Source organism: Bradyrhizobium sp. STM 3566 (assembly GCF_045571445.1).
Lineage (GTDB): Bacteria > Pseudomonadota > Alphaproteobacteria > Rhizobiales > Xanthobacteraceae > Bradyrhizobium > Bradyrhizobium vignae.
The window spans coordinates 7,005,659-7,027,420 of the sequence record NZ_CP120692.1; the positions used below are offsets into that span (position 1 = coordinate 7,005,659).

Annotated in this window: 19 protein-coding genes; 3 read left to right on the plus strand and 16 right to left on the minus strand. The window is 65.4% G+C overall.

From position 1 onward, the window contains the following. Positions 1–13: 13 nt before the first annotated feature. On the plus strand, positions 14–658 hold the full coding sequence (locus P6U27_RS33270; protein ID WP_129144390.1) for a glutathione binding-like protein: 645 nt from the start codon (positions 14–16) through the stop codon (positions 656–658). Between the two features lie 118 nt (positions 659–776). Here the strand turns inward: P6U27_RS33270 and P6U27_RS33275 are convergent, their stop codons facing one another. The 5 genes from P6U27_RS33275 to P6U27_RS33295 all read right to left on the minus strand — a co-directional run bounded on the left by P6U27_RS33275 (position 777) and on the right by P6U27_RS33295 (position 7,770). After that, positions 777–2,435, minus strand: coding sequence for a hydantoinase B/oxoprolinase family protein (locus P6U27_RS33275; protein ID WP_407193378.1), 1,659 nt, complete (start codon positions 2,433–2,435; stop codon positions 777–779). Between the two features lie 2 nt (positions 2,436–2,437). Further along, positions 2,438–4,522 (minus strand): hydantoinase/oxoprolinase family protein, encoded by a 2,085-nt coding sequence (locus P6U27_RS33280; RefSeq protein WP_407193379.1) that lies wholly within the window; start codon positions 4,520–4,522, stop codon positions 2,438–2,440. A 142-nt stretch (positions 4,523–4,664) separates the two neighbouring features. Beyond that, the gene (locus tag P6U27_RS33285) at positions 4,665–5,471 is read right to left on the minus strand and encodes an NAD-dependent protein deacetylase (RefSeq protein WP_122405650.1); all 807 of its coding nucleotides are present in this window, start codon (positions 5,469–5,471) and stop codon (positions 4,665–4,667) included. Between the two features lie 69 nt (positions 5,472–5,540). Next, positions 5,541–6,377, minus strand: coding sequence for an SDR family oxidoreductase (locus P6U27_RS33290; protein WP_407193380.1), 837 nt, complete (start codon positions 6,375–6,377; stop codon positions 5,541–5,543). A gap of 73 nt (positions 6,378–6,450) precedes the next feature. Beyond that, on the minus strand, positions 6,451–7,770 hold the full coding sequence (locus tag P6U27_RS33295; RefSeq protein WP_407193381.1) for a solute carrier family 23 protein: 1,320 nt from the start codon (positions 7,768–7,770) through the stop codon (positions 6,451–6,453). 123 nt (positions 7,771–7,893) lie between these two features. On the opposite strand from P6U27_RS33295, the gene P6U27_RS33300 reads away from it, so the two are divergent. Continuing rightward, positions 7,894–9,222, plus strand: a complete 1,329-nt coding sequence (locus P6U27_RS33300; protein ID WP_407193382.1) for a dicarboxylate/amino acid:cation symporter — start codon at positions 7,894–7,896, stop codon at positions 9,220–9,222. Positions 9,223–9,456: 234 nt separating this feature from the next. On the opposite strand, the gene P6U27_RS33305 is transcribed toward P6U27_RS33300, so the two are convergent. From P6U27_RS33305 to P6U27_RS33345, 9 genes are read right to left on the minus strand one after another with little or no spacing between them, the layout of a single operon-like run. After that, a complete protein-coding gene (locus tag P6U27_RS33305; protein ID WP_122405654.1) occupies positions 9,457–9,804 on the minus strand; it encodes a RidA family protein in 348 nt (115 codons plus the stop codon). Positions 9,805–9,819: 15 nt separating this feature from the next. After that, entirely contained in the window at positions 9,820–10,941 is a 1,122-nt protein-coding gene (locus tag P6U27_RS33310) for an NAD(P)/FAD-dependent oxidoreductase (RefSeq protein ID WP_407193383.1), read from the minus strand. After that, a complete protein-coding gene (locus tag P6U27_RS33315) occupies positions 10,938–12,356 on the minus strand; it encodes an NAD(P)/FAD-dependent oxidoreductase (protein WP_129144396.1) in 1,419 nt (472 codons plus the stop codon). The genes P6U27_RS33310 and P6U27_RS33315 overlap by 4 nt, the downstream gene beginning before the upstream one ends. Beyond that, positions 12,353–12,649, minus strand: a complete 297-nt coding sequence (locus P6U27_RS33320; protein ID WP_407193384.1) for a (2Fe-2S)-binding protein — start codon at positions 12,647–12,649, stop codon at positions 12,353–12,355. The genes P6U27_RS33315 and P6U27_RS33320 overlap by 4 nt, the downstream gene beginning before the upstream one ends. 28 nt (positions 12,650–12,677) lie before the next feature. Next, positions 12,678–13,814 carry an NAD(P)/FAD-dependent oxidoreductase gene (locus P6U27_RS33325; protein ID WP_407193385.1) on the minus strand — a complete coding sequence of 379 codons (1,137 nt, stop codon included), beginning with the start codon at positions 13,812–13,814 and terminating at the stop codon, positions 12,678–12,680. 8 nt (positions 13,815–13,822) lie between these two features. Further along, positions 13,823–14,629 (minus strand): ABC transporter permease, encoded by an 807-nt coding sequence (locus P6U27_RS33330; RefSeq protein WP_122405659.1) that lies wholly within the window; start codon positions 14,627–14,629, stop codon positions 13,823–13,825. Further along, positions 14,626–15,501: an ABC transporter permease gene (locus P6U27_RS33335; RefSeq protein ID WP_122405660.1), complete on the minus strand. Its 876-nt coding sequence runs from the start codon at positions 15,499–15,501 to the stop codon at positions 14,626–14,628. The genes P6U27_RS33330 and P6U27_RS33335 overlap by 4 nt, the downstream gene beginning before the upstream one ends. Continuing rightward, positions 15,498–16,538 carry an ABC transporter ATP-binding protein gene (locus P6U27_RS33340; protein WP_407193386.1) on the minus strand — a complete coding sequence of 347 codons (1,041 nt, stop codon included), beginning with the start codon at positions 16,536–16,538 and terminating at the stop codon, positions 15,498–15,500. The genes P6U27_RS33335 and P6U27_RS33340 overlap by 4 nt, the downstream gene beginning before the upstream one ends. A gap of 28 nt (positions 16,539–16,566) precedes the next feature. Further along, positions 16,567–17,601, minus strand: a complete 1,035-nt coding sequence (locus P6U27_RS33345; RefSeq protein ID WP_407193387.1) for an ABC transporter substrate-binding protein — start codon at positions 17,599–17,601, stop codon at positions 16,567–16,569. Positions 17,602–17,873: 272 nt separating this feature from the next. On the opposite strand from P6U27_RS33345, the gene P6U27_RS33350 reads away from it, so the two are divergent. Further along, a complete protein-coding gene (locus P6U27_RS33350; RefSeq protein ID WP_407193388.1) occupies positions 17,874–18,797 on the plus strand; it encodes a LysR substrate-binding domain-containing protein in 924 nt (307 codons plus the stop codon). On the opposite strand, the gene P6U27_RS33355 is transcribed toward P6U27_RS33350, so the two are convergent. Further along, positions 18,787–20,160: an amidohydrolase family protein gene (locus P6U27_RS33355; protein ID WP_407193389.1), complete on the minus strand. Its 1,374-nt coding sequence runs from the start codon at positions 20,158–20,160 to the stop codon at positions 18,787–18,789. The two genes, P6U27_RS33350 and P6U27_RS33355, sit on opposite strands and share 11 nt — an antisense overlap. Next, a complete protein-coding gene (locus P6U27_RS33360; protein WP_122405665.1) occupies positions 20,157–21,740 on the minus strand; it encodes an ABC transporter substrate-binding protein in 1,584 nt (527 codons plus the stop codon). Before P6U27_RS33360 ends, P6U27_RS33355 begins: the two co-directional genes overlap by 4 nt. Between the last annotated feature and the right edge of the window lie 22 nt (positions 21,741–21,762).

A 21,762-nucleotide genomic window follows, 5' to 3' on the forward strand; every position in this document is an offset into this window, starting at 1 on the left:
AAGGAGGCTACAGATGGATCTCTATTTCTCGCCGCTCGCCTGCTCGATGGCGACACGCGTCGCGCTGTATGAAGCCGGCGCCGAGGCGAACTATCTCGAAGTCGATCCACCCACCAAGAAGGTGCTGAACGACGGCTCCGACTTCCGTACCATCAATCCGATCGGGCTCGTGCCGACGCTGCGCACCGACGAAGGCGTGGTGCTGACCGAGAACGCCGCGATCCTGCAATATGTCGCGGACCGTTTTCCGCAGTCCGGCCTCGGCACCGCAACGGGCATCGAGCGCACGCGGCTGCATCAATGGCTCTGCTTCATCGGCACCGAGCTGCACAAGGGCCTCTTCATTCCCGTGCTCGACCGCAAAGCACCGCAGGAGACAAAGGCCTATGCGCTCGAGAAGTACCTGTCGCGGCTCGATTATCTCGACAATCACCTGAAGGGGCGCGACTTCCTGCTCGACCATTTCAGCGTGGCCGATGCCTATCTCGTCACGGTCATCAACTGGACCATGGCGACGCCGCCGATCGAGCTCGCGAAATGGCCGAACGTGAAGGCGTACTACGAGCGGCTGCGCCAGCGACCTTCGATTGCTAGGGCGATCGCGGAGGAGTTCGAGCTGTACAAGGCCGAGCAGGCGCGGAAGAAGGCGGCGGCGTAAGGCTCGGAAATGGAAACGCCGTCCCGGCCGTGCAGCCGGGGCGGCGCAAAACATTATCCGTACAGCACCCGCGGCAGGAATTGCTCCCCTCCTTTCGCTAGCCAGACGCCGAATGGCGTCACCGCGCGTATCCATAAACTGAAGCCGCATTGTCGGCAGATACGAGCCCGCTTTCGATGTCGTCCTCGATGGCCGCCCGATCGCGCTCGGTTGGCGCACCGATGCCGGCGCCGCCGGGCGTCAGCACCACGAGGCGATCATCCGGAGGCACCTGCTGAAAGCCCTTGCCGCGCAGCTTCTTCCCGGATTTCAGGCCGACATAACCAGCCTCGCCGTCCCGGCCGCCATCGCGCCCGCGCGGCGGATGATCGATGCGGTCGAACGCAGCGAGAATGTCGAACGGCGCATCGACGCCGCTGCCGACCTCGATGATCTGGCCGAGGCCGCCGCGGGTGCGCCCTGCCCCGCCGGAATCCGGGCGCAGCTCCTTGCGCCAGAAGATCAGCGGCGTCTGCGTTTCCGCGATCTCGACCGGCGTGCCGCGCACGCCGCTTGGGTAAGCGGTTGCCGACAAACCATCTTTACCGAAGCGCGCGCCGGTGCCGCCATTGGAGGTGACCGCCATGGAGAACCCGTAATTGCCGCCGACGCCGCTTCGCGTCTGCCCGCGCACGTTGAGATTCCACAGGCACGACGTACCCTCCGCCGGCACGCGCTCGGGAATGATCTGGCGCAGGCAGCCGAACACGACGTCTGGCAGCATCTGGCCGATGACGTGGCGCGAGGCGACCGGCGCCGGCTTCGGCGCATTGAGGATCGCGCCCGCCGGCGCCGACACCGTCAGCGGCGAGAGCGAGCCGGCATTGTTGGGGATTTGTGAGGCGACGACGCAGCCGAGGCCGAACACGGTGTAGGCGGTGCTGTAGGACAAAGGCACGTTGATGCCGAACTCCGAGGCCGCGGAGGTACCGTCGAAATCGACGTGAATGCCTTCGTCCGAGATCGTCAGCGTCGCGGCCAGCGTCACCGGCTCATCATAGCCGTCAACCACCATGGCGTTGCGCCAGCTGCCCTTCGGCAGCTTGGCGATCTCGGCCAGCACGGCCTCGCGCGAGCGATCGCAGATGTAGTCGCCGAGCTCGTCGAGCGTGTCGATGCCAAACTCGTTCATCATCTCGACCAGACGCTCGCAGCCGACGTCGTTGCAGCCGGCGAGCGAATAGGTATCGCCTTCGGTGTCGATCGGCAGCCGCGTGTTGGTGCGGATCATCGCCATCAGCGTCTCGTTGACGACGCCCTGGTCGATCAGCTTCAGCATGGGGATGTAGAGCCCCTCCATGAACACGTCGGTGGCGTCAGGCCCGAAGCCGATGCCGCCGATGTCCATGAGATGGCTGGTGCAGGAGAACAGCGCGACGACCTTGCCGTCCTTGAAGCAGGGCGTCGTCACCACGAAGTCGTTGAGATGGCCGGTGCCCATCCAGGGATCGTTGGTGATGTAGGCATCGCCCTGCTTCATCGTCGCGATCGGAAAGTGAGCAATGAAATGCTTGACCGATTCCGCCATCGAGTTGACGTGGCCGGGCGTACCGGTCACCGCCTGCGCCAGCATCCGCCCGCTGAGGTCGAACACGCCGGCCGAGAGGTCGCCGCATTCGCGCACAATCGGGCTGAACGCGGTACGGAGCAGCACCTGCGCCTGCTCCTCGACCACGGCGATCAGCCGGTGCCACATGATCTGGAGATCGATCAGGCTCGCGCCATTTGCCTTGCTCATGGTCAGGCCGTCTTTCGTTCCATGACGATGCTGCCGGCACCGTCGATATGCGCGTCGAAACTGGTGGAGACGAAGGTCGAGGTTTCGTCCTCCGCGATCACCGCGGGACCGGCAATGGTCGCGCCCGGCGCCATGTCCTCGCGGCGATAGAGCGGGATCTCGATCACTGCGCCCGCCCGGCCGTCGAAGAACTTTCGGCTGCCGGATGCCTTGGCCGCGGGCTTGCGCGCGACGGAAGCGGCGGCGGGCGGGTTGCGCGCCTCGGTGGTGGCGAGCACCGACCAGCTCAACACCTCGATCGCAGCGCCCGGGATCGGCCGCTCGAACATTGCGGAATAATCCGTCTCGAACTTCTGCCGCAGACCGGCGAGATCGGCCGTCATCAGCCGCCGGTTCGGCAGCTCGACCGTGATCTCGTGGCCCTGGCCGACATAGCGCATGAAGGCCGCGCGGCGCTCGCGCACCGGCGCACCGGCGGCGCCGGGCTCGACCAGCGCACGCGCCTCATTCGCCATTTCCTGCAAGAGATTGGAGACCGCCTCGGTGTCGAAATCATCGAGGCGGACATGCCGGCTGCGCACCAACTCATAGGCGATGGGCGCGGCGAGGAAACCGACGGCCGAGCCGACGCCGGCATTCGAGGGCACGATCACGCGGGAGACGCCGATCTTCTCGGCGACCCGCGCCGCATGCAGCGGCGCGGCACCGCCGAACGCGATCAGCGTGTGCTGGCCGACCACGGCGCCGCGCTCGACCGCATGCACGCGCGCCGCGCTCGCCATGTTCTCGCAGACGACCTCGTGCACGGCATAGGCGGCCGTCTCCGCCGACAGGCCGAGCGGCGCACCGACATCGCGCAGCAACGCCTGCTTCGAAAGCTCCGGATCGAGCTTGATCGTGCCGGCTGCAAACGCATCAGGATCGATCATGCCGAGCGCGACGTCCGCATCCGTCACCGCCGGGCGCTGGCCGCCGCGGCCGTAGCAGGCAGGCCCCGGCTCGGAGGAAGCACTCTCCGGACCCACGGTGACGCGCTTCATCGCGTCGACATGCGCGATCGAGCCGCCGCCGGCGCCGATCTCGACCATCTCGATCACGGGAATCCTTACCGGCAGGCCGGAGCCTTTGAGGAAGCGCGCGGCGCGATCGACCTCGAACACGCGCGAGGTCTCCGGCTGGTATTTTTCGATCAGGCAGATCTTTGCCGTGGTGCCGCCCATGTCGAAGGACAGCACCTTGCTCTCCCCGAGCCGCGCCGCGATCTGTGCCGCGAAGATCGCGCCGCCAGCCGGACCGGATTCGACGAGACGAACGGGAAAGCGCCGCGCCGTCTCGATCGAGGTCACGCCGCCGCCCGACGTGACGAGATAGATCGCGCCGCGAAACTGCTCGACCTGCAGGGCATCGGCCATGCGGGCGAGATAGCCGTCGATCAACGGTTGCACATAGGCGTTGGCGACCGCGGTGGAGGTGCGTTCATATTCGCGGATCTCCGGACACACGGCCGATGACACCGTCACCGAAATGCCGGGCATCTCCTCCCCGATGATCGCGGCCGCGCGCCGCTCGTGCTCGGGGTTGGCATAGGAGTGCAGAAAGGCGATCGCGACGCTCTCGACGCCCAGCTCACGCAATTTCGGCGCGAGCGCGCGCACGGCAGTCTCGTCCAGCGGGAGACGGACGGCGCCATGGGCGTCGATGCGCTCTGGCACGGTGAAGCGCAGGGAACGGGGCGCCAGCGGCTTCGGCTTGTCGATGCTGAGATCATATTGGTCGTAGCGGCTTTCGGTGCCGATATCGAGCACATCACGGAAGCCCTCGGTCGCGATCAGCGCCGTCTTGGCCCCGCGGCGCTCGATGATGGCATTGGTCGCGAGCGTGGTGCCGTGAATGAAGACGTCGATGTCGCTGATATGCGCACGCGCATCAGTGAGGATGAGGCGGATGCCGTCCAGCACCGCCCGCTCGGGGCGCTGCGGCGTCGTCAGCACCTTGCGCGTCTTGCGGTCCTGTCCCACGTCCAGCACGATGTCCGTGAACGTGCCACCGATATCCACGGCAAGCCGCACCTCGGCTCCCTCAAGCATTCCAAATTCTCCGTGCTGATCGTCAAGACCGGGTTTCGAAAACGCAGCAATTTCCGTGCCGTGAGTCATGTCGGCAACGCTGTGCCCGGCCATTCTGCGCGGCACCTATACAATAGGCAAGGCGTGTGCGCCGCTGGTGCGATCAGAGCAGGAATGCAAGCGCTGACTCGCAGCGCTCCTCGACCTTCAGCGTCAGGAGATCGTCGGCGCGGGTGCGGCCGAGATTGACCGCGGCGATCGGGATATTACCGCGCGCGGCGGCCTGGACGAAGCGGAAGCCGGAATAGACCATTAGCGAGGAGCCGACGACGAGCATGGCGTCGGCCTCTGCCAGATGGTCCTGCGCGGTGGCAACGACGTCGCGGGGGACGTTCTCGCCGAAGAACACGACGTCGGGCTTGAGGATGCCGCCGCAGGCTTCGCAGGCAGGCACCTGGAACGACGAGAAATCCTCGTGCTCCAGATCGGCATCGCCATCAGGTGCATCGGCGGCATCGAGCGTCAGCCACGCCGCGTTCGCGCGACCAAGCGCATGTTGAAACTCGTCGCGCGGTGTCTTGCGGCCGCAGGCCATGCAGCGGACAAGATCGAGCCGACCGTGCAGGTCGATGACCTGCCGATGGCCGGCCGATTGATGCAGCCGGTCGACATTCTGGGTCAGCAGCATCCCGCACCGGCCTTTCGCCTCGAGCCGGGCCAGCGCACGGTGCGCATCGTTCGGCTTCGCCTGACCGAACCGCCGCCAGCCGACCAGGCTGCGCGCCCAATAGCGCCGGCGCGTATGCTCGTCCGACATGAAGGCCTGGAAGTTGACCGGCTGGGTCCGCTTCCAGTTGCCTTGGCCGTCGCGATAGTCGGGAATGCCTGAATTGGTGCTGCAGCCGGCGCCGGTCAGCACGAACAGACGTTCGTGCCGGCCGATGAAATCCTGGAGTGGGGAATCTGCCATGGCGCAGATGTAGTCTGCGCCGGCGGATTCTGCCAGATGCCGCGCGGCTCCCCGCCTGCCGGGCCCGACTTAGCTCGCCCAGTTCTCGCGAAACTCCGGAAACAGCGTGACACCTCCGCAGGCGTAGATGGTCTGCCCGGTGATGTAGCTGGCATCATCGGAAGCGAGGAAGGCAAACACGGCGGCGATCTCTTCTGGTGTCCCCACGCGGCCCAATGGAATGTGGCTGGTCACGACGCCGCGCTTTTCCGGATCGCCAGTCCAGGCCGCGTTGATCGGTGTGTCGATCGCCCCTGGACCAACGGCATTGACCCGAATGCCCCGGCCGGCGAATTCCAGCGCCAGCGTGCGCGTCAGATTGGCCATGCCGCCCTTGCTGATGGAATAAGCGAGATAGCCGGGCTTTGGGATGATCTGGTGGACGCTGGAGCAGTTGATGATGCTGCCGCCTCCGCCGCGCGCGACGAAATGCGCCAGCGCCTTCTGCGCGCAGAGCACGGCGCCGTTGAGGTTGACGTCGATGATGCGGCGATAGGTTTCGACGTCGAGCGCCTCGCTCGGCGACTCTCGCTGGAAGCCGGCATTGTTGACGAGACAGTCGAGGCGCTTCCAGCGTGCGAGGACCGTTTCGAACATCGCAGCGATATCCTCTTCCTTACCGACATCGGCCTTGACGATGATGTGATCGAGCCTGCCGTGACCGCGGTCGCTCGATGCCGTTCGCGCAATGGCGAGCGTCTCCTCGGCCCTCCCAGGGTGATCGAAATAGTTGATGGCGACGGTCGCGCCTTCCTGCGCCAGGCGGATGGCCACGGCGCGGCCGATGCCTTGCGAGGCGCCGGTCACCAGGGCGTTTTGGCCGACGAGGCGCGATGGAAAGGAAGTTGAGCGTTCGGTTTGCGGCATGTGTTCTCTCCGGAATGAATCATCATGGATGGAACCGGCGTTTTGTTCCATCCCTTCGGCATATCGCCGGGATTCACGCGGCGCGCTGCGCCGGCGCCGAAGTCAGGATCTGATAAAGGATGATGGCCCCGAAGGTCGCGGTGCCGATCCCGCCGATCGTGAACGCGCCGAATTTCAGCGTGAGATCACCGGCACCCGCGGTCAGCGCCACGGCAACGGTGATCAGGTTTGCAGGATTGGCGAAGTCGACCTTGTTCTCGATCCAGATTCGGCCCGCCATCGCCGCGATCAACCCGAACAGCACGATCGAGACGCCGCCGATGACTGCGCCGGGGATCGACAGGATCAACGCACCGAATTTCGGCGAGAAGCCGAGCAGGATCGACACAATGGCTGCGAAGGCAAACAGCAAGGTCGAATAGACCTTCGTCGCCGCCATGACGCCGATGTTCTCGGCATAGGTGGTGACCCCGGTGCCGCCGCCGCAGGCTGCAACGATGGTCGCGAGGCTGTCGGCGAACAGGGCGCGGCCGAGAAAGGCGTCGAGGCTCCGGCCCGTCATGGCGCCGACGGCCTTGATATGCCCGAGATTCTCGGCGACGAGAATGACGGCAACCGGCGCGATGAGGAAGATTGCATCGGCATGGAAGCTCGGCGCAGTGAAGTTCGGCATCCCCAGCCACGGCGCGGCCGAGAGTTGCGCGAAGTCGATCGGCTTGCCGAAGCCGAGGCCGTTCGCGAACAGCAAGTACAGGAGATATCCACCGATTGCACCGACGATGATCGGCAGGCGGCGCCACAGGCCTGGCGCGGCAACGGCAACCACGCCGATGATCAGGACGGTCGCGAGCCCGATCCAGGTGTCGAACGCATTGGCGCTCACCGCCTTGACCGCCACGGGCGCGAGGTTGAGGCCGATCGCGGCGACCACGGCGCCGGTGACGGCGGGCGGCAGCAGCCTCTCGATCCAACCGACGCCGGACCACATCACGATCAGCGAAATCAGACCGTACAGGACCCCGGCGCCGACGATGCCGCCGAGTGCAACCGGCAGGTTCGGGTTCGGCCCCTGCCCGGCATAGCCGGTGGCCGCGATGACGACGGCGATGAACGCGAAGCTCGAGCCGAGATAGCTCGGCACGCGCCCCGCGACGATGACGAAGAAGATCAGCGTGCCGACGCCGGAGAACAGCACCGCAACGTTGGGATCGAACCCCATCAGCAACGGCGCGATGATCGTCGATCCCGACATCGCGACGCAATGCTGCAAACCGGAAACGATGGTCTGGCCCCAGGACAGCCGCTCCTCCGGCATGATCACGCCAGAGGTCTTGAGTCTCCAGCGCGGAAAATAGCCCTGTGCCTGCTCGTCCGAGTCTGTTGCGATCGTCATGTTCCCCCCGTTGCGGTCCAGCGATCGATGTTCGTGCGATCCGACAAAAATGTGATTGTCGCTTCTGCGGCGCCCATCACATGATGAAATCATGCAAGATCAATAAGTTCCCGGGCCTACATTATGACACAAGTCGCGATCCAGCCAGCCATCCGCCGCCGGCACCAGCCCTGGTACAAGATCCTTTACGTCCAGGTGCTGATCGCGATCGTGCTCGGCGTGCTGATCGGCTACTTCTATCCCGATCTCGGCAAAGCCTTGAAGCCGCTTGGCGACGGCTTCATCGCGCTGATCAAGATGATGATCGCGCCTGTCATCTTCTGCACCGTGGTGCACGGCATCTCCTCGATGGGCGACCTCAAGCGTGTCGGCCGGGTCGGATTGAAGTCGCTGATCTATTTCGAGACGGTCTCGACCGTCGCGCTCGCGGTTGGCCTGCTGGTCGGCGAGATCCTCCAGCCCGGACACGGCTTCAACATCGATCCCGCCACCATCGACCCGGGATCAGTGGCGACCTACGTCACCAAGGCCAAGGAGGAGGGCATCGTCGCCCATCTGATGGCGATCATTCCCGAGAGCTATCTGGGCGCCATCGCACGCGGCGACCTCTTGCAGGTGCTGCTGATCTCGATTCTCTCCGGCTTCGCCATCGCCTTCCTCGGTAAGGCCGGCGAGCCCATTGCGGACGCGATCGACAAGGCCGCAAAAATGTTCTTCGGCATCATTCGCATCATCGTGCGCGTCGCGCCGATCGGCGCCTTCGGCGCGATGGCGTTCACCGTGGGGGCCTACGGACTCGGCTCGCTGCTCAATCTCGCCGCGCTGATCGGCACGTTCTATCTCACCAGCATCCTGTTCGTCCTGATCGTGCTGGGTGCGATCGCGCGGCTGGCAGGCTTCTCGATCCTGCGCTTCATCGCCTATATCAAGGACGAGCTCTTGATCGTGCTGGGCACCTCGTCCTCGGAGACGGTACTGCCGCAGATGATCCAGAAGATGGAGCATCTCGGCGCCTCGCGCTCGGTGGTCGGCCTCGTGATCCCGACCGGCTACAGCTTCAACCTCGACGGCACCAACATCTACATGACACTGGCGACGCTGTTCCTGGCGCAGGCCACCAACACGCATCTGACCATCTGGCAGGAGCTCGGCATCCTCGGCATCGCCATGATCACCTCGAAGGGCGCTTCGGGCGTCACCGGCGCAGGCTTCATCACGCTCGCCGCGACGCTCTCGATCGTGCCTGATATTCCCATCCAGTCGATCGCGATCCTGGTCGGCATCGACAAGTTCATGAGCGAATGCCGCGCGCTGACCAATCTGATCGGCAACGGCGTCGCCTGCGTCGTCATCAGCATCTCCGAAGGCGAGCTCGACCGCGAGGCGCTGCACGAGACCATGGCTCATCCGCTGGAGATCGGCGAGACGTTGGAACCGGGTGGAGGTGCATAGCACGACGTCCGGTTCCGATGCGGTAGTTTCCCGGAATGGAAAAGCGGTGAGATACGCGTCACAACAACGGCGTTGGGATCACCGATTGATAGTCAATCTTTCAGCCCGACGCGCTGGGTGCAGGCGTCGGGCTTTTGAAAATCTTCCAGGACTGCGCGGCAGAAGTGCAGGATCAAGCCGCAGCTTGAGGAGACGACAGCGCGGCGAGCGCTGACGTCCCATTGGTCGATGCGATCAGCCCTTGAGCGCGGTGACCACCACCTCGATCAGCGCGCCGCCGCCGAGATCGGCGACGCCGACGGTGGCGCGGGTCGGCAGATTATCGCCGAAGAACTCGGTCCAGGCTGCGTCCATCTCCTTCTTCTTGGAGAGATCGGTGACGAAGATCGAGGCACTGACGACGCGGCTCTTGTCGGTGCCGGCTTCCTTCAGATAGCCGGCGATCTTGCCGAGGATATTGCGGGTCTGGTCGCCCATCGAGACCGAGGTGTCGTCGGCGATGGTGCCGCCGAGAAAGACGAAGCCATTGGCCTCGACGGCGCGATGCATGATGGGCGTGCGGATGCCGCGGGTGATGCTCATGATGTCCTCTTGTTGCTAGTGCGTGGAAGGATGGAAGCGGTCGATGCCGAGATCGCTGACGCGGGTCTGGGTGCCGCCGCTCACGATCAGCTCCGCCATGACGGCGCCGGCACCGGGGCCGAGCTGAAAACCGTGCAGCGAGAAACCGAACTGGTGATAGAGGCCCTTGTGGCGGCTGCTAGGCCCGAACACGGGGATGTCGTCCTTCATCTTCGCCTCGATGCCGGCCCAGGCGCGGACGATGGTCGCGCTGCGCATCACCGGGAACAGCTCGAACACGGTCTGCGCGCTGGTCGCAAGACTCTTCCAGTCCAGCACGGTCTCGTTGCGGTCCTGGTACGGCGTCGCGAGGTGGCCGCCGCCGATCAGCACCGTACCGTTCTTGAACTGCTTGAAGGAGAGCTTGCGCCCGCGCAGGATCACGACGGGGTCGATGAAGTGGGGCACGCGCGAGGTGATCATCAGCATCGGCGCCACGGTCTCGACCGGCACCGGCTCGCCGAGATCAGCCGCGATCTTGCCGGCCCAGGCGCCGGCAGCGTTGACCAGCACCGGCGCGGCAAAGCTCTCCGAACCGACATCGACGTGCCAGAGGCCGTCACGATGTCGGATGTTGGTAGCGGCGACGCCCTCGCGCACGGTCGCACCTGACTGCTCAGCCTTGCGACGGAACGCCGTCGTCGTCTGCGCCGGATTGGCCGCGCCGTCACGACGCGAGATCACGCCGCCGGGACAGGTCTCGGCCACCGCGGGCACCAGCCGGCGCAATTCCGCCGCATCGATCAGCTCTTCATGAGTGAAGCCAAGCGCATTGAGCTCGGCGACGCGGGTGCGGCAGACCGCGAGCTCGTCCTCGTTCTCGGCAACCAGCACCTGGCCGTAGCTCTCGAAACTGCAATCGTCGTCGACGAGCTCCGAAATCTTCTCCCAGATCGCCATCGAACGGATCGACAGCGGAATCTCAGGGATGTGCCGTGCAAGCTGGCGGACGCCGCCGGCATTGACGCCGGAAGCGTGGCGGCCGGCATAGTCCTTCTCGATCAGCACCGGCTTCATGCCGGCAAGGCACAGGTGCAGCGCGGTCGAGCATCCGTGGATGCCGCCGCCGATGACGATCGCATCCGCGTTTTTGCTCATCCGCGCACCACGGCCTTGACGTCGGCCTCGCTCTTCGGAACGGCGGCGAGCTCGGCGAGCGTGATCGGCTTCACCGGCGCGCGCAGCCGATAATAGCCGATCTCCTGCGGGGTCTTGCCGCGCGCCTGCGCCATCAGCTCGGTGACGGTGAGGCCGCAGAGCCGGCCCTGGCACGGGCCCATGCCGGTGCGGCGATAGGCCTTGAGCTGGTTCGGCCCGGTCGCGCCGATCGCCACGGAATCCAGAACGTCCTTTGCCGTCACCTCCTCGCAGCGGCAGACGATGGTGTCGTCAGAGGGAATGCGGAACTGCGGCGCGGGACGGAACAGCGTGTCGAGGAACAAGCGGCCACGCTCGGCCTTCGCGAGCTCGGCACGGAGCGTCGCCGTTGCGGGGAGTTTGGCGGCAGAAGCGGGCGCCAACGCTTCGACCGCGGCGCGCGCGGCAATACGACCGCGCACCACGGCTGCATTGGCACCCCCAATGCCTGCGCCGTCACCGGCGATCGCGATGCCGGCGACTGAGGAATTGCCACTCGCATCCAGTACCGGCGACCAGCACAATTGAAGGTCGTCCCAGCGATGCTCGATGCCGGCCGCCATCGCCAGGTTGACGTTCGGCACGACGCCCTGATGCAGCAGCAACAGATCCGCAGGAATGGTCTCGCGCTTGCCGCCGGCGACATAGCTGACGCTCGCGAGCTGGCCGTCGCCAGCCGCGGCAAGCTCGGTGAGGCCGGAGACGACCTGCACCTTGGCCTTCACCTCGCGCATCATCGACAGGCCCTTGGCGAAATAGGGCGAGGTCAGGAATGCAAAGGCATGCGGCAGCGCCGCGAAGTAGTTGCCGCGCTCGGTGGTGTCGAGGATGCGATCGATGCGACCGCCGAGGCGCAGGATCTGCGCGGCGAGCAGCCAGAGCAGCGGGCCCTGCCCTGCGATCACGGTGCGGCCATCGGGCACCATCGCCGAGGACTTCAGCATGGTCTGCGCGGCACCCGCGGTCATCACGCCCGGCAGCGTCCAGCCGGGAATCGGGAACGGCCGCTCCAGCGCGCCGGTCGCAAGGATCACGCGCTTGGCCTTGATGAAGGCGGAGGCGCCGCCGATCGAGACGGCGATCTCGAGATTGCGGTCGAGACTCCAGACCGTGGCACGCTGGATCACTTCCGCATTGCTGGCGCGCAGCGTCTGCACGAGATCGGCACCGACCCAATAATCGGCGCCGAGCTGATCGCGCTCGGTCACCGGCGTGGAAGAGATGGCGCGGAACACCTGGCCGCCGGGGCCGATGTTCTCGTCGAGCAGCAGCGTCGACAGGCCGGCCTCGGCGGAGGTCGCGGCAGCAGCAAGACCCGCCGGCCCCGCGCCGATCACCACGACGTCGTAGTCTTCGCGCCTGGGAGCCACAGTCATTTTCCGATCTCCCGCTTGCCCTTCTGAATCTCGATCTGCATGCCCTCGGCGACGGGCACGAGGCAGCCCTGTCGATTGCCGAAGCCATCGATGGTGACGAGACAGTCGAAGCACACGCCCATCATGCAATAAGGCAGGCGCGGCGCGCCGCTCACCGCAGTCGAGCGCCGCGCATCGCGGCCCGAGGCCAGCAGCGCGGCGGAGACGGTGTCACCCTGACGCGCCGCGACGGCAACGCCGTCGACGAAGATCTGCACCTGCGGCCGCTTGTCCTGTTCGGATCGTCTAAACATGGGGATGCCTCTTGGCTCCTTGATATCTCTAATAACCGCTGCTGTTCGCCGCGCCAGCGCCACCGAAACGGCTGGCCGAGAACGCCCCGACCAGCTCCGGCTCGAGCGCGCCCTGCGCCACCATGCGCGCGATCTCGAAGGCGTGGTTGGAGGCGAGCGTCACGCCGGAATGGCAGCAGGCGACGAAGGCGCCGGGATGCGTCTCCGACTGGTCGTAGATCGGAAAGCCGTCCTGCGGCATGACGCGAATGCCGGACCAGCTCCTGACCACGTTGAGCCGCGCCAGATGCGGGAACATGCGCTGGGCGCGATCGGCCATGACGCCGCTGATCGAAGGCTTCAGCACGCGATCATCCAGCTCATCCTCCTTGCTGTCGCCGATCATCACCGTGCCCTCGTCGGTCTGGCGGATCGTGGTCAGCGGATGCGGCAGGAACGGCATGGTGCGCTCGGTCACGACGATCTGGCCGCGAGTCGGCCCCATCGGCGCGTAGAGACCGACCATCGGTGCGAGTGTCTGGTTCGCATTGCCGGCGGCGAGCACGATCTTGGCGGCACGCAGCTCGCCCTTGGGCGTCGTCAGGCGGAATTCGCCGCCGCTCTTGCTGATCGCCGAGACCGGCCGCTCCGGAAAATAATCGATGCCGAACGCCCTGAAGCCGGTGTGGAAGGCGCGGAAGGTGCGCAGCGAATTGACGTGGCCGTCGAGCGGACAATAGCTGCCGCCGGAGACCTCGGGCCCGATCAGCGGCAGCGTCTTCTTGATCTCGGAGGGCCGCAACATCTCCATCTTGTAGTCGGCAGCGCCGACCTGGTTGTGCATGCGCTTGACGAGCTCGGCGCGCTGGCCGAATTCGTCCTCGCCGAGGGTGAGATGAAAACCGCCATTCTGCTGGAGGCAGACGTCGAGGCCGGTCTGTTGCTTCAGCTCGGAGGCAAGCCGGCCCCATGCCTGCGAGGCCTGCACGGTCCAGACCGTATAGGCGGGCATGCCGAGACCCTTGCTCTGCACCCATACCAGCGCGAAGTTCGCGCGCGAAGCACGCTTGGTGATGTCGCCTTCGTCGAGCACGGCGACGCTCTTGCCGAGGCGGCCGAGGCCCCAGGCAATGGCGGAGCCGAGCAGTCCGCCGCCGACGACGGCGACGTCGTAATCCGTTCGCATGGGTTCTCCTATCGTCCCGTGTCGCCCTTGCCGGCGAGCACGCGGTCGAGCCCGTAGAAGCGGTCGAGCAGAATGAGGGCGGTCATGGTGATCGCGATCACGCAGGCCGAGACCGACGTCACCAGCGGATCGATGTTGTCCTGGATATAAAGGAACATGCGCACCGGCAACGTCTCGGTGCCGGGCGCGGCGAGGAAGACGGTCATGGTGAGATCGTCAAAGGACTGGATGAAGGCGAGCGCCCAGCCGCTGATCACGCCGGGCAGGATCAACGGCAAGGTGACGCGGCGGAACAGCGTCCAGCTGCCCGCACCGAGTGAGACCGCAGCCATTTCGACCGAGCGATCCATGCCGGTGGCCGCCGCCAGTGTCAGCCGCAGCGCGAATGGAAACACGATGATGACATGCGCGATGATCAGCGCGGCAAAGCTGCCGCCGAGACCGGCTGACGTAAAGAATCTCAGGAAAGCGATGCCGAGTACGACATGCGGGATCATCAGCGGCGACAGGAAGAGAGCTGCGAGCACATCGCGGCCACGGAAGCGATAGCGCGCGATCGCGAGCGCGGCAGGCACTGCGAACAGCAACGCGACCAAGGACGATAGCGCTCCGAGGCCGAGGCTGACCCAGAAGGCATGGATGAATTCGGGGTAGTTCGCGATCGTCCTGAACCAGCGCAGCGAAAAACCATTGGTCGGCAGCGACAGAAAACCTTCGGGCGTGAAGGCGACGAGGCAGACCACGAGGATCGGCGCCACCATGACGATGACGAAGATGGTGTGGAAGATCAGCGCCAGCGGGCCATTCCGTCTCATCGGAACACCTCCGCGTAGCGCCGCTCGATCAGCGCGTTGCTGCCGACGACGATCAGCACCAGCGCCACCAGCAGCAGCGTCGCGACCGCCGCCCCCAGCGGCCAGTTCAGCGTGTTGAGGAACTCGTCATAGGCCAGCGTCGCCGCGACCTTGAGCCGGCGGCCGCCGATGATCGCAGGCGTCGCAAAGGCGCTGGCCGAGAGCGAGAACACGATGATCGCGCCCGACAGCACGCCCGGCATGATCTGCGGCATGATGATGCGGCGGATGATGGTCGCAGGGCTGGCGCCGAGCGACATCGCGGCATTCTCGATCTGCGGATCGAGCCGCTGCAGGGCCGCCCACACCGAGAGCACCATGAACGGCATCATGACGTGGGCGAGCGCGACGACCATTCCGGTCTCGGTGAACATGAAGGGAATTGGCGAGCGGATCGCGCCAAGCGACATCAGCAGCTTGTTGACGAGGCCGTTGTTACCGCCGAACAGCAGCGCCCAGCCGAGCGTGCGCGCGACGACGGAGATCAGCAGTGGTCCGAGAATGACCAGCAGGAAGAAGCTCTTCCAGCGACCGCTCATGCGGTTGAGGATGTAGGCTTCGGGTGCGCCCAGCAATGCAGTGAGCAGCGTGGTCAGGATCGCGATGCGAAACGTCCGCCAGAACATTTCGGCGTAATAGGGATCGGTCGCGATCTCGTGCCAGTTCTTGAGGATGAAGACCGGTTCGATGCCCTTGTACTGGCCCCAATCGTGGAACGACAGCATTACCGTCATGGCCAGCGGGATCAGCAGCACGCCGACGAACAGCATCAAGGCGGGCGCCGTCAGCGCCCACGGCGCACGCGCGCTGCGTTCCTCGGCGGCCATGCTCATGCGACCGCCCTCGCACGCACGCTCATGTCTTCCGGACGCCAGGACAGGCGAACGGCCTCGCCTTCGGCAGGCTGCGCCTGGCCGTCATTCTGGCGGATCACGATGGCTGGGCCGCATTCGCTCTCGCACTGGAACAGCCAGTGATTGCCCTGGAAGATGCGCGTGACGATCTTGGCGGTGAGGCCCGCATCGCCAAAGCCGATACGCTCGGGGCGAATGCTGACGGTCACAGCACCGTTGAGGCCAGCCGGCGCCGGTGCGCTCCAGGAGCCCGCCACCAGCTTCGCGGCCGCGGCAGTCCGATCGATCATCGCGGCAAAATCGTTGGTCTTGCCGAGGAATTGCGAGACAAAGGCCGAGGCCGGCTTCTCATAGGTTTCCTGCGGCGTGCCGATCTGCTCGATCTTGCCCTGGCTCATCACCACGATGCGGTCCGACAGCGACATCGCCTCGTTCTGGTCGTGGGTGACGAGAATCGTGGTGGTGCCGATGGTGCGCTGGATCTGGCGCAGCTCGATCTGCATCTCCTCGCGCAGCTTTGCGTCGAGATTCGACAGCGGCTCGTCGAGCAGCAGCACGCTCGGCTTGATCACCAGCGCCCGCGCCAGCGCCACGCGCTGCTGCTGGCCACCCGACATGCGGCGCGGATGGCGGTCCTCGTAACCGGCGAGCCCCACCATCGCGAGCGCGGCGCGGACGCGCTCGGTCCGCTCATTGCGCGATACGTTGCGCATCTCCAGGCCGAAGGCGACGTTCTCCGCCGCGGTCATGTGCGGAAACAGCGCGTAGCTCTGGAACACGATGCCGAGACCACGCTTGGCCGGATGGACCGCGGTCAGGTCCTTGCCCTCGAGGCGGATCGCGCCGCGTGTCGGATCGAGGAAGCCCGCGATCATCTGCAACGTCGTGGTCTTGCCGCAGCCGGACGGGCCGAGGAAGGAGATGAACTCCCCCTTCCCCACCGACAGGCTGAAGTCCTCGACCACAGTCTGCGTGCCGAACTGCTTTGCGACCCGATCGAGCTCGAGATAGGCCATGACGCTGTCTCCGCTGCCGACGATCAGATCAGCGCTCGACCTCGCGATTCCAGCGCTTGGTCCACTCCTCGCGCTTCTCGTTGATGACGGTCCAGTCCGGATTATAGAGCTTGGCCGCGCGCTCGCCGATCGGCGCCATCTTGCCGAGCTCCGGCGGGATCACCAGCGATTTCAGCACTGGGCCGTAGCCATAGTCCTTCAGCATCACGAGCTGGATCTTGGGATCGAGCAGCATCTTGACGAAGCTCGCCGCCAGCGTCGAAGCATTGGGCTTGTTGATCGGACACGCCGTCGTCAGCAGGGTCGCCGCGCCCTCCTTGGGATAGACAAAGTCGACGGGAAAACCGGTATTGGCAAAGCTCTGCACGCGGCCGGTGCCCCACACCGCGATCACGGCCTGGCCGGACTGGAACAGCTCGGTCATCTTGCCGGGTGACGGCTCATAGGCGAGCACGTTCGGATTGATCTGTTCCTTGAAGATCTTGAATCCGGAATCGACGTTGGTCTCGCCGCCGCCGTTCATCTTCGACAGCATCACCAGCGCTTCGAGACCATAGGTGTTGTTGATCGGCGGGATCACGAGCTGCTTTGCGTATTTCGTGTCCTTCAGGTCGTTCCACGAGGTCGGCGGCGCCCAGCCTTTCTCCTTGAACACTTTGGTGTTGTACATCAACCCGGTCGCGACGATGCCGATGGCGACCGCACGATCGTCCTTGAAGCGCGCGGTGTCGTAGAGATCGGCGGGCAGGCCGTCGAGCTTGCCGCAAAAGCCGAGCTGGATCGCCTGGTACATCGGGCCGTCGTCGACGATGGCGACGTCGATCTGCTGGTTGCCCTTCTGCGCCTGGAGCTTGGCCAGCGTGTCCGTGGAATTGCCGGCGACGTATTCGACCTTGACGCCGTTCTCCTTCTCGAAGGCCGGGATCACCTCGTCTCGAATGGTCTTCTCGAACGAGCCGCCGTAGCCGGCGACATAGAGCGTTTTCTGCTGGGCCGAGGCGACCGACGGGGCGGCAATGAGCGCCGCGATGCTGACCGCTGTCAGAAGGCGAAGAGTCTTCATTTGGACCGATCTCCAATACCGGAATGAGGTGACGTGCCGACGAGTCTCGCTGGCTGAAGCGCCTGCCGCATTTCCTTCCGCACCAATCCGTTTCCGATCAGGGCTCCGGCCCCCATTCGGCGGGTCTTGGCGCGATCTGGAGGTTTGAACCCCTCCAATCTGCCGAAAAAGCGGGCTGTCTCCAGTCCTGATGAAAAAGATCGCAACCTATACTTCCATCGTCCAATGAATAATGGCACCCTTTGCATGCCGAAATATTATGAAGGGATGGGATGGCGCGGATCAATTCGCGGCAGGTCGAGGCCTTCCGGGCGACGATGCTGACCGGCAGTGTCACCGAGGCGGCGAAGCTGATGGTGGTGACCCAGCCGGCGGTGAGCCGGCTGCTGCGCGACCTCCAGGCACTGCTCAAGATGGAGCTGTTCGAGCGGCGCGGCACCGGCCTGGTGCCGACTGCCGCGGCGATGGCGCTCTATACCGAGGTCGAGCGCTCCTTCGTCGGCCTCGAGCGCATCACGGCGGCAGCCGAGGAAATCCGCGGCCGCCGCACCGGCTCGCTGCGCATAGCCGCGCTGCCGGCGCTGGCAAACGGCTACTTGCCACGCCTTGCCGGGCACTTCCTGATGGAGCGGCCCAACCTCAACCTCGCCTTCTTCGGCGTGATCTCGCCGATCGTGGTCGATTGGGTGCTGAACAACCAATGCGACATCGGCTTTGCCGAAGTGCCGATCGCCCATTCCGGCCTGCCGAGCCAGCGGCTGCCGGCATTGGCGCGCGTCGCGGTGCTGCCGACCGGTCATCGCCTGGCCGAGAAAGCGGTGCTGGAGCCGCGCGATTTCGAGGGCGAGACCTTCATCTCGCTGTCGACGGGATCGTCGAGCCGGCATCTCGTCGATCAGGTCTTCCACCGCCACGACGTCCGCCGCGTGCTCAGGGTCGAGACCACGCTGTCGGAGATCATGTGCGGCATGGTCTCGTCAGGGCTCGGGGTCTCGATCTGCGATCCTTTCACCGCGCAGGAGTTTGCAACGCGCGGCGTCGTCGTGCGCCGCTTCCTGCCGCGCATCGACTTCGAATTCTCGGCGGTCTTTCCGGCGCAGCGCAGCCCGTCGCCGGTCGCGCTGGATCTGGTCGAGACCATGCGCAAGGCGTTGATGGAGTTCGAGGACCAGGGCGAGACAGTGGTCAGCCGTTGAACGCCGCCTGCGCCTCCGGCAAATCCCAGATCTTGCCGATTGCGGCGGTGCCCGCCGCAATGATCGCCGCCTCGTCGGCGCCGAGATGGCATCCCTCGTCGACCAGCACGCGGCCATCGACCATGACCTGATCGATATTGGCACGGTTGGCGAGCGCGATCAGCGCGCGGCGCGGATCGAACAGCGGCTGAAGATGCGGATGGGTGAGATCGACCACGGTAAGATCGGCGGTCGCGCCCGGCTCGATGCGGCCGAGGTCCGGCCGCTTGATGACGTCGGCGGCCACCGCCGTGTTCGCCTCGATCAACTCGGGTGAGTTCGCGACGTCAGGACGCGCCGAGGTGATCTTGGAGATCAGCGAGGCCGCATTGAGCTCGCCGAGCAGATCCATGTTGTAGCCGTCGGTGCCTACCACGGTGCGTACGCCGTGCTCGGCGAAGCGGCTGAAGGCGGCGGTGATGCCGGCGCGCGCAAACACGCGCGGGCAGTTCAGCACGGTCATGCCGCGCGCGGCCATCAGCTTGAGATCGTCGTCGCTGCTGAACATGCAGTGCGCGGCCATGAGGTCGGGCGCCAGCAGGCCGAGCCAGTCCAGATATTCTGCCGGCGTGCGGCCGCCGTAACGCTTGCCGATGGTCTCGACCTCGGCGCGGCTCTGCGCCATGTGCGTCGTGATGGGTACACCGAGCTCGCGCGCCCGCGCCGCGCAGGCCTTCAGGAGATCGGGGCCGCAGGTGTCGGTCGCATGCGGGCTCATGGCGAGGCCAATGCGGCCGTCGCCGCGATTGTTCCAGCGTTGGTAGAGCGCATCCCACGTCGCCATGTCGGCGGCGCCGTCGTCGCCGGAATAACGAACCACGCCATCAGCGCCGGCCTTGGCATCCGAGGTCGAGAACAGATAGGGCGCCCCGTAGAAGCGGATGCCCATCTCCTCCGCCGCGTCGAACATCTCGGGGATCGAATTGCGGAACGGCTCCATCACCGTGGTGGCGCCGCCCTTGAGCAGCTGGAGGATGCCGAGCCGGGCCACCGCCATGCGCTCTTCCGCCGACAAGATATCGGCGCCGCGCTTGGTCAGCGGCAGCAGCACCGTATAGACGATGCTCTGGTTGTTCTTGCGGCCGTTGCCGTCCTCGGTGTGGCTGCGCGCCACGGCTTCCGAGAAGCAGTGATTGTGCAGATTCAGCAGGCCCGGCAGCACGAAGCGGCCGGGGCGGTCATAGACCTGGTCCGCGCGCGGTTTGTCGCGCGTGACCGCGGCGATTGTCTTGCCTTCGACCAGGACCCAATGGTCGCGCAAGACATCCTGCGCGCCGTCTTTGCGCGACAACACATAGCTGCCGAAGATTGCTGTGGTGCTCATGCAGGGCGTACGTTCCAGAACACGGCGGTGCCGTCGAGAATGCCGGTGATGGCCTTGCGATAGGCGGTCGGCTGCTTGTACAGGCCGATCGGAATATAGGGGATTTCCTCGAACGCGACCGCCTGAATCTCGCGGCAGATGCGCTGCTGCTCGGCGAGCTCGGAGGCCGCCAGCCACTGGCTGCGCAACGCGCCCATCTTCGTGCTCGCATACCAGCCGGCGACCTTGCCTTCGCCACGGATGTTGGTGTTGCCGGCCGGGTTGAGCCAGTCGATGCCCTGCCAGTTGCCGACCGCTGCGCTCCAGCCGCCCTGTCCGATCGGGTCCTTCTTCAGCTGGCGCTGCAGCACGACGGCAAAATCGAGCCCGGCATATTCGACGTTCATGCCGGCCTTGCGCAAGCTGTCCACCGCGATCTCGCCGAGCGGCTTTTGCGCCAGCGAGTTGGTGGGGACGAGCAGCACGATCTTCTCGCCGTTATAGCCGGCGGCCTTGAGGTCGGCCTTGACCTTTTCGTAGTTGCGCGGGCCGCGGAACACGTCGAGGCCGACATCGCTCGCCATCGGTGTGCCTGGGGCAAAATAGCCGATCGGCGAGACCTGGAACGCCGGATCGGTGCCGGCGACAGCGGTCATGAAGGCGGACTGGTCGATCGCACCCAGCAGCGCGCGGCGAATGGCGGGATTGTCGAACGGCGGCTGCAGATGATTGAGGCGCAGCATGCAGGCGTAGCCACGGGGATCGAGAATGCGGGTCTCGATGTCGCCGGCGGCCCTGATCACCGGCAAGAGATCATGCGGCGTGGTCTCCTGCCAGTCCTGCTCGCCGGTCTGGAGTGCGGCGACGCCGGTGCCGGCGTCGGGCGTGGTGGTCCAGACCACGCGATCGTAATGCACGATCTTCGGACCCGCGGTCCAATCCGGCTTGCCGTCGGTGCGCGGCTGGTAGCGCTCGAACTTGGCATAAGCGTTGCGCGCGCCCTGCACGCGCTCGTCGGCGAGATAGCGGAACGGGCCGCTGCCGACGACCTCGGTGAGCGGCTTGAACGGATCCTGGCTCGCCAGCCGTTCCGGCATCATGAAGCAGGCATTGATCGCGGCCTTGCCGAGCGCCTGCGGCAGCAGCGGGAATGGACGCTTCAGACGGAAGCGGATGGTGCGGTCGTCGGCGGCCGACAGCTCATTGGTTGCCTCCATCAGCTCGCCGCCAAAGCCATCGCGCGCCGCCCAGCGGCGGATGCTGGCGACGCAGTCGCGCGCGAGCACGCGCTCGCCGTCATGCCAGAACAGGCCGTCGCGCAAGGTGAGATCCCACTGAAGTTGGTCGCCGGAGACGACATGGCCCGACAGCATCTGCGGCGAAACCTGGAGCGATGAGCTCATGCCATAGAGCGTGTCATAGACCATGAAGCCGTGGTTACGCGACACCTGCGCGGTCGAGTAGATGGGATCCACGAAGGCGAGATCGATCACCGGGATGAAGCGCAGCGTGGATTGAGATTCGGCGCGGACGATGCCCGGCAGCGACAGCGCCGGCATGGCTACGGCGGCCTTGAGGAGCGAACGGCGAGAGATAGGCATCACAAAGGGCTCCTGACCGGAT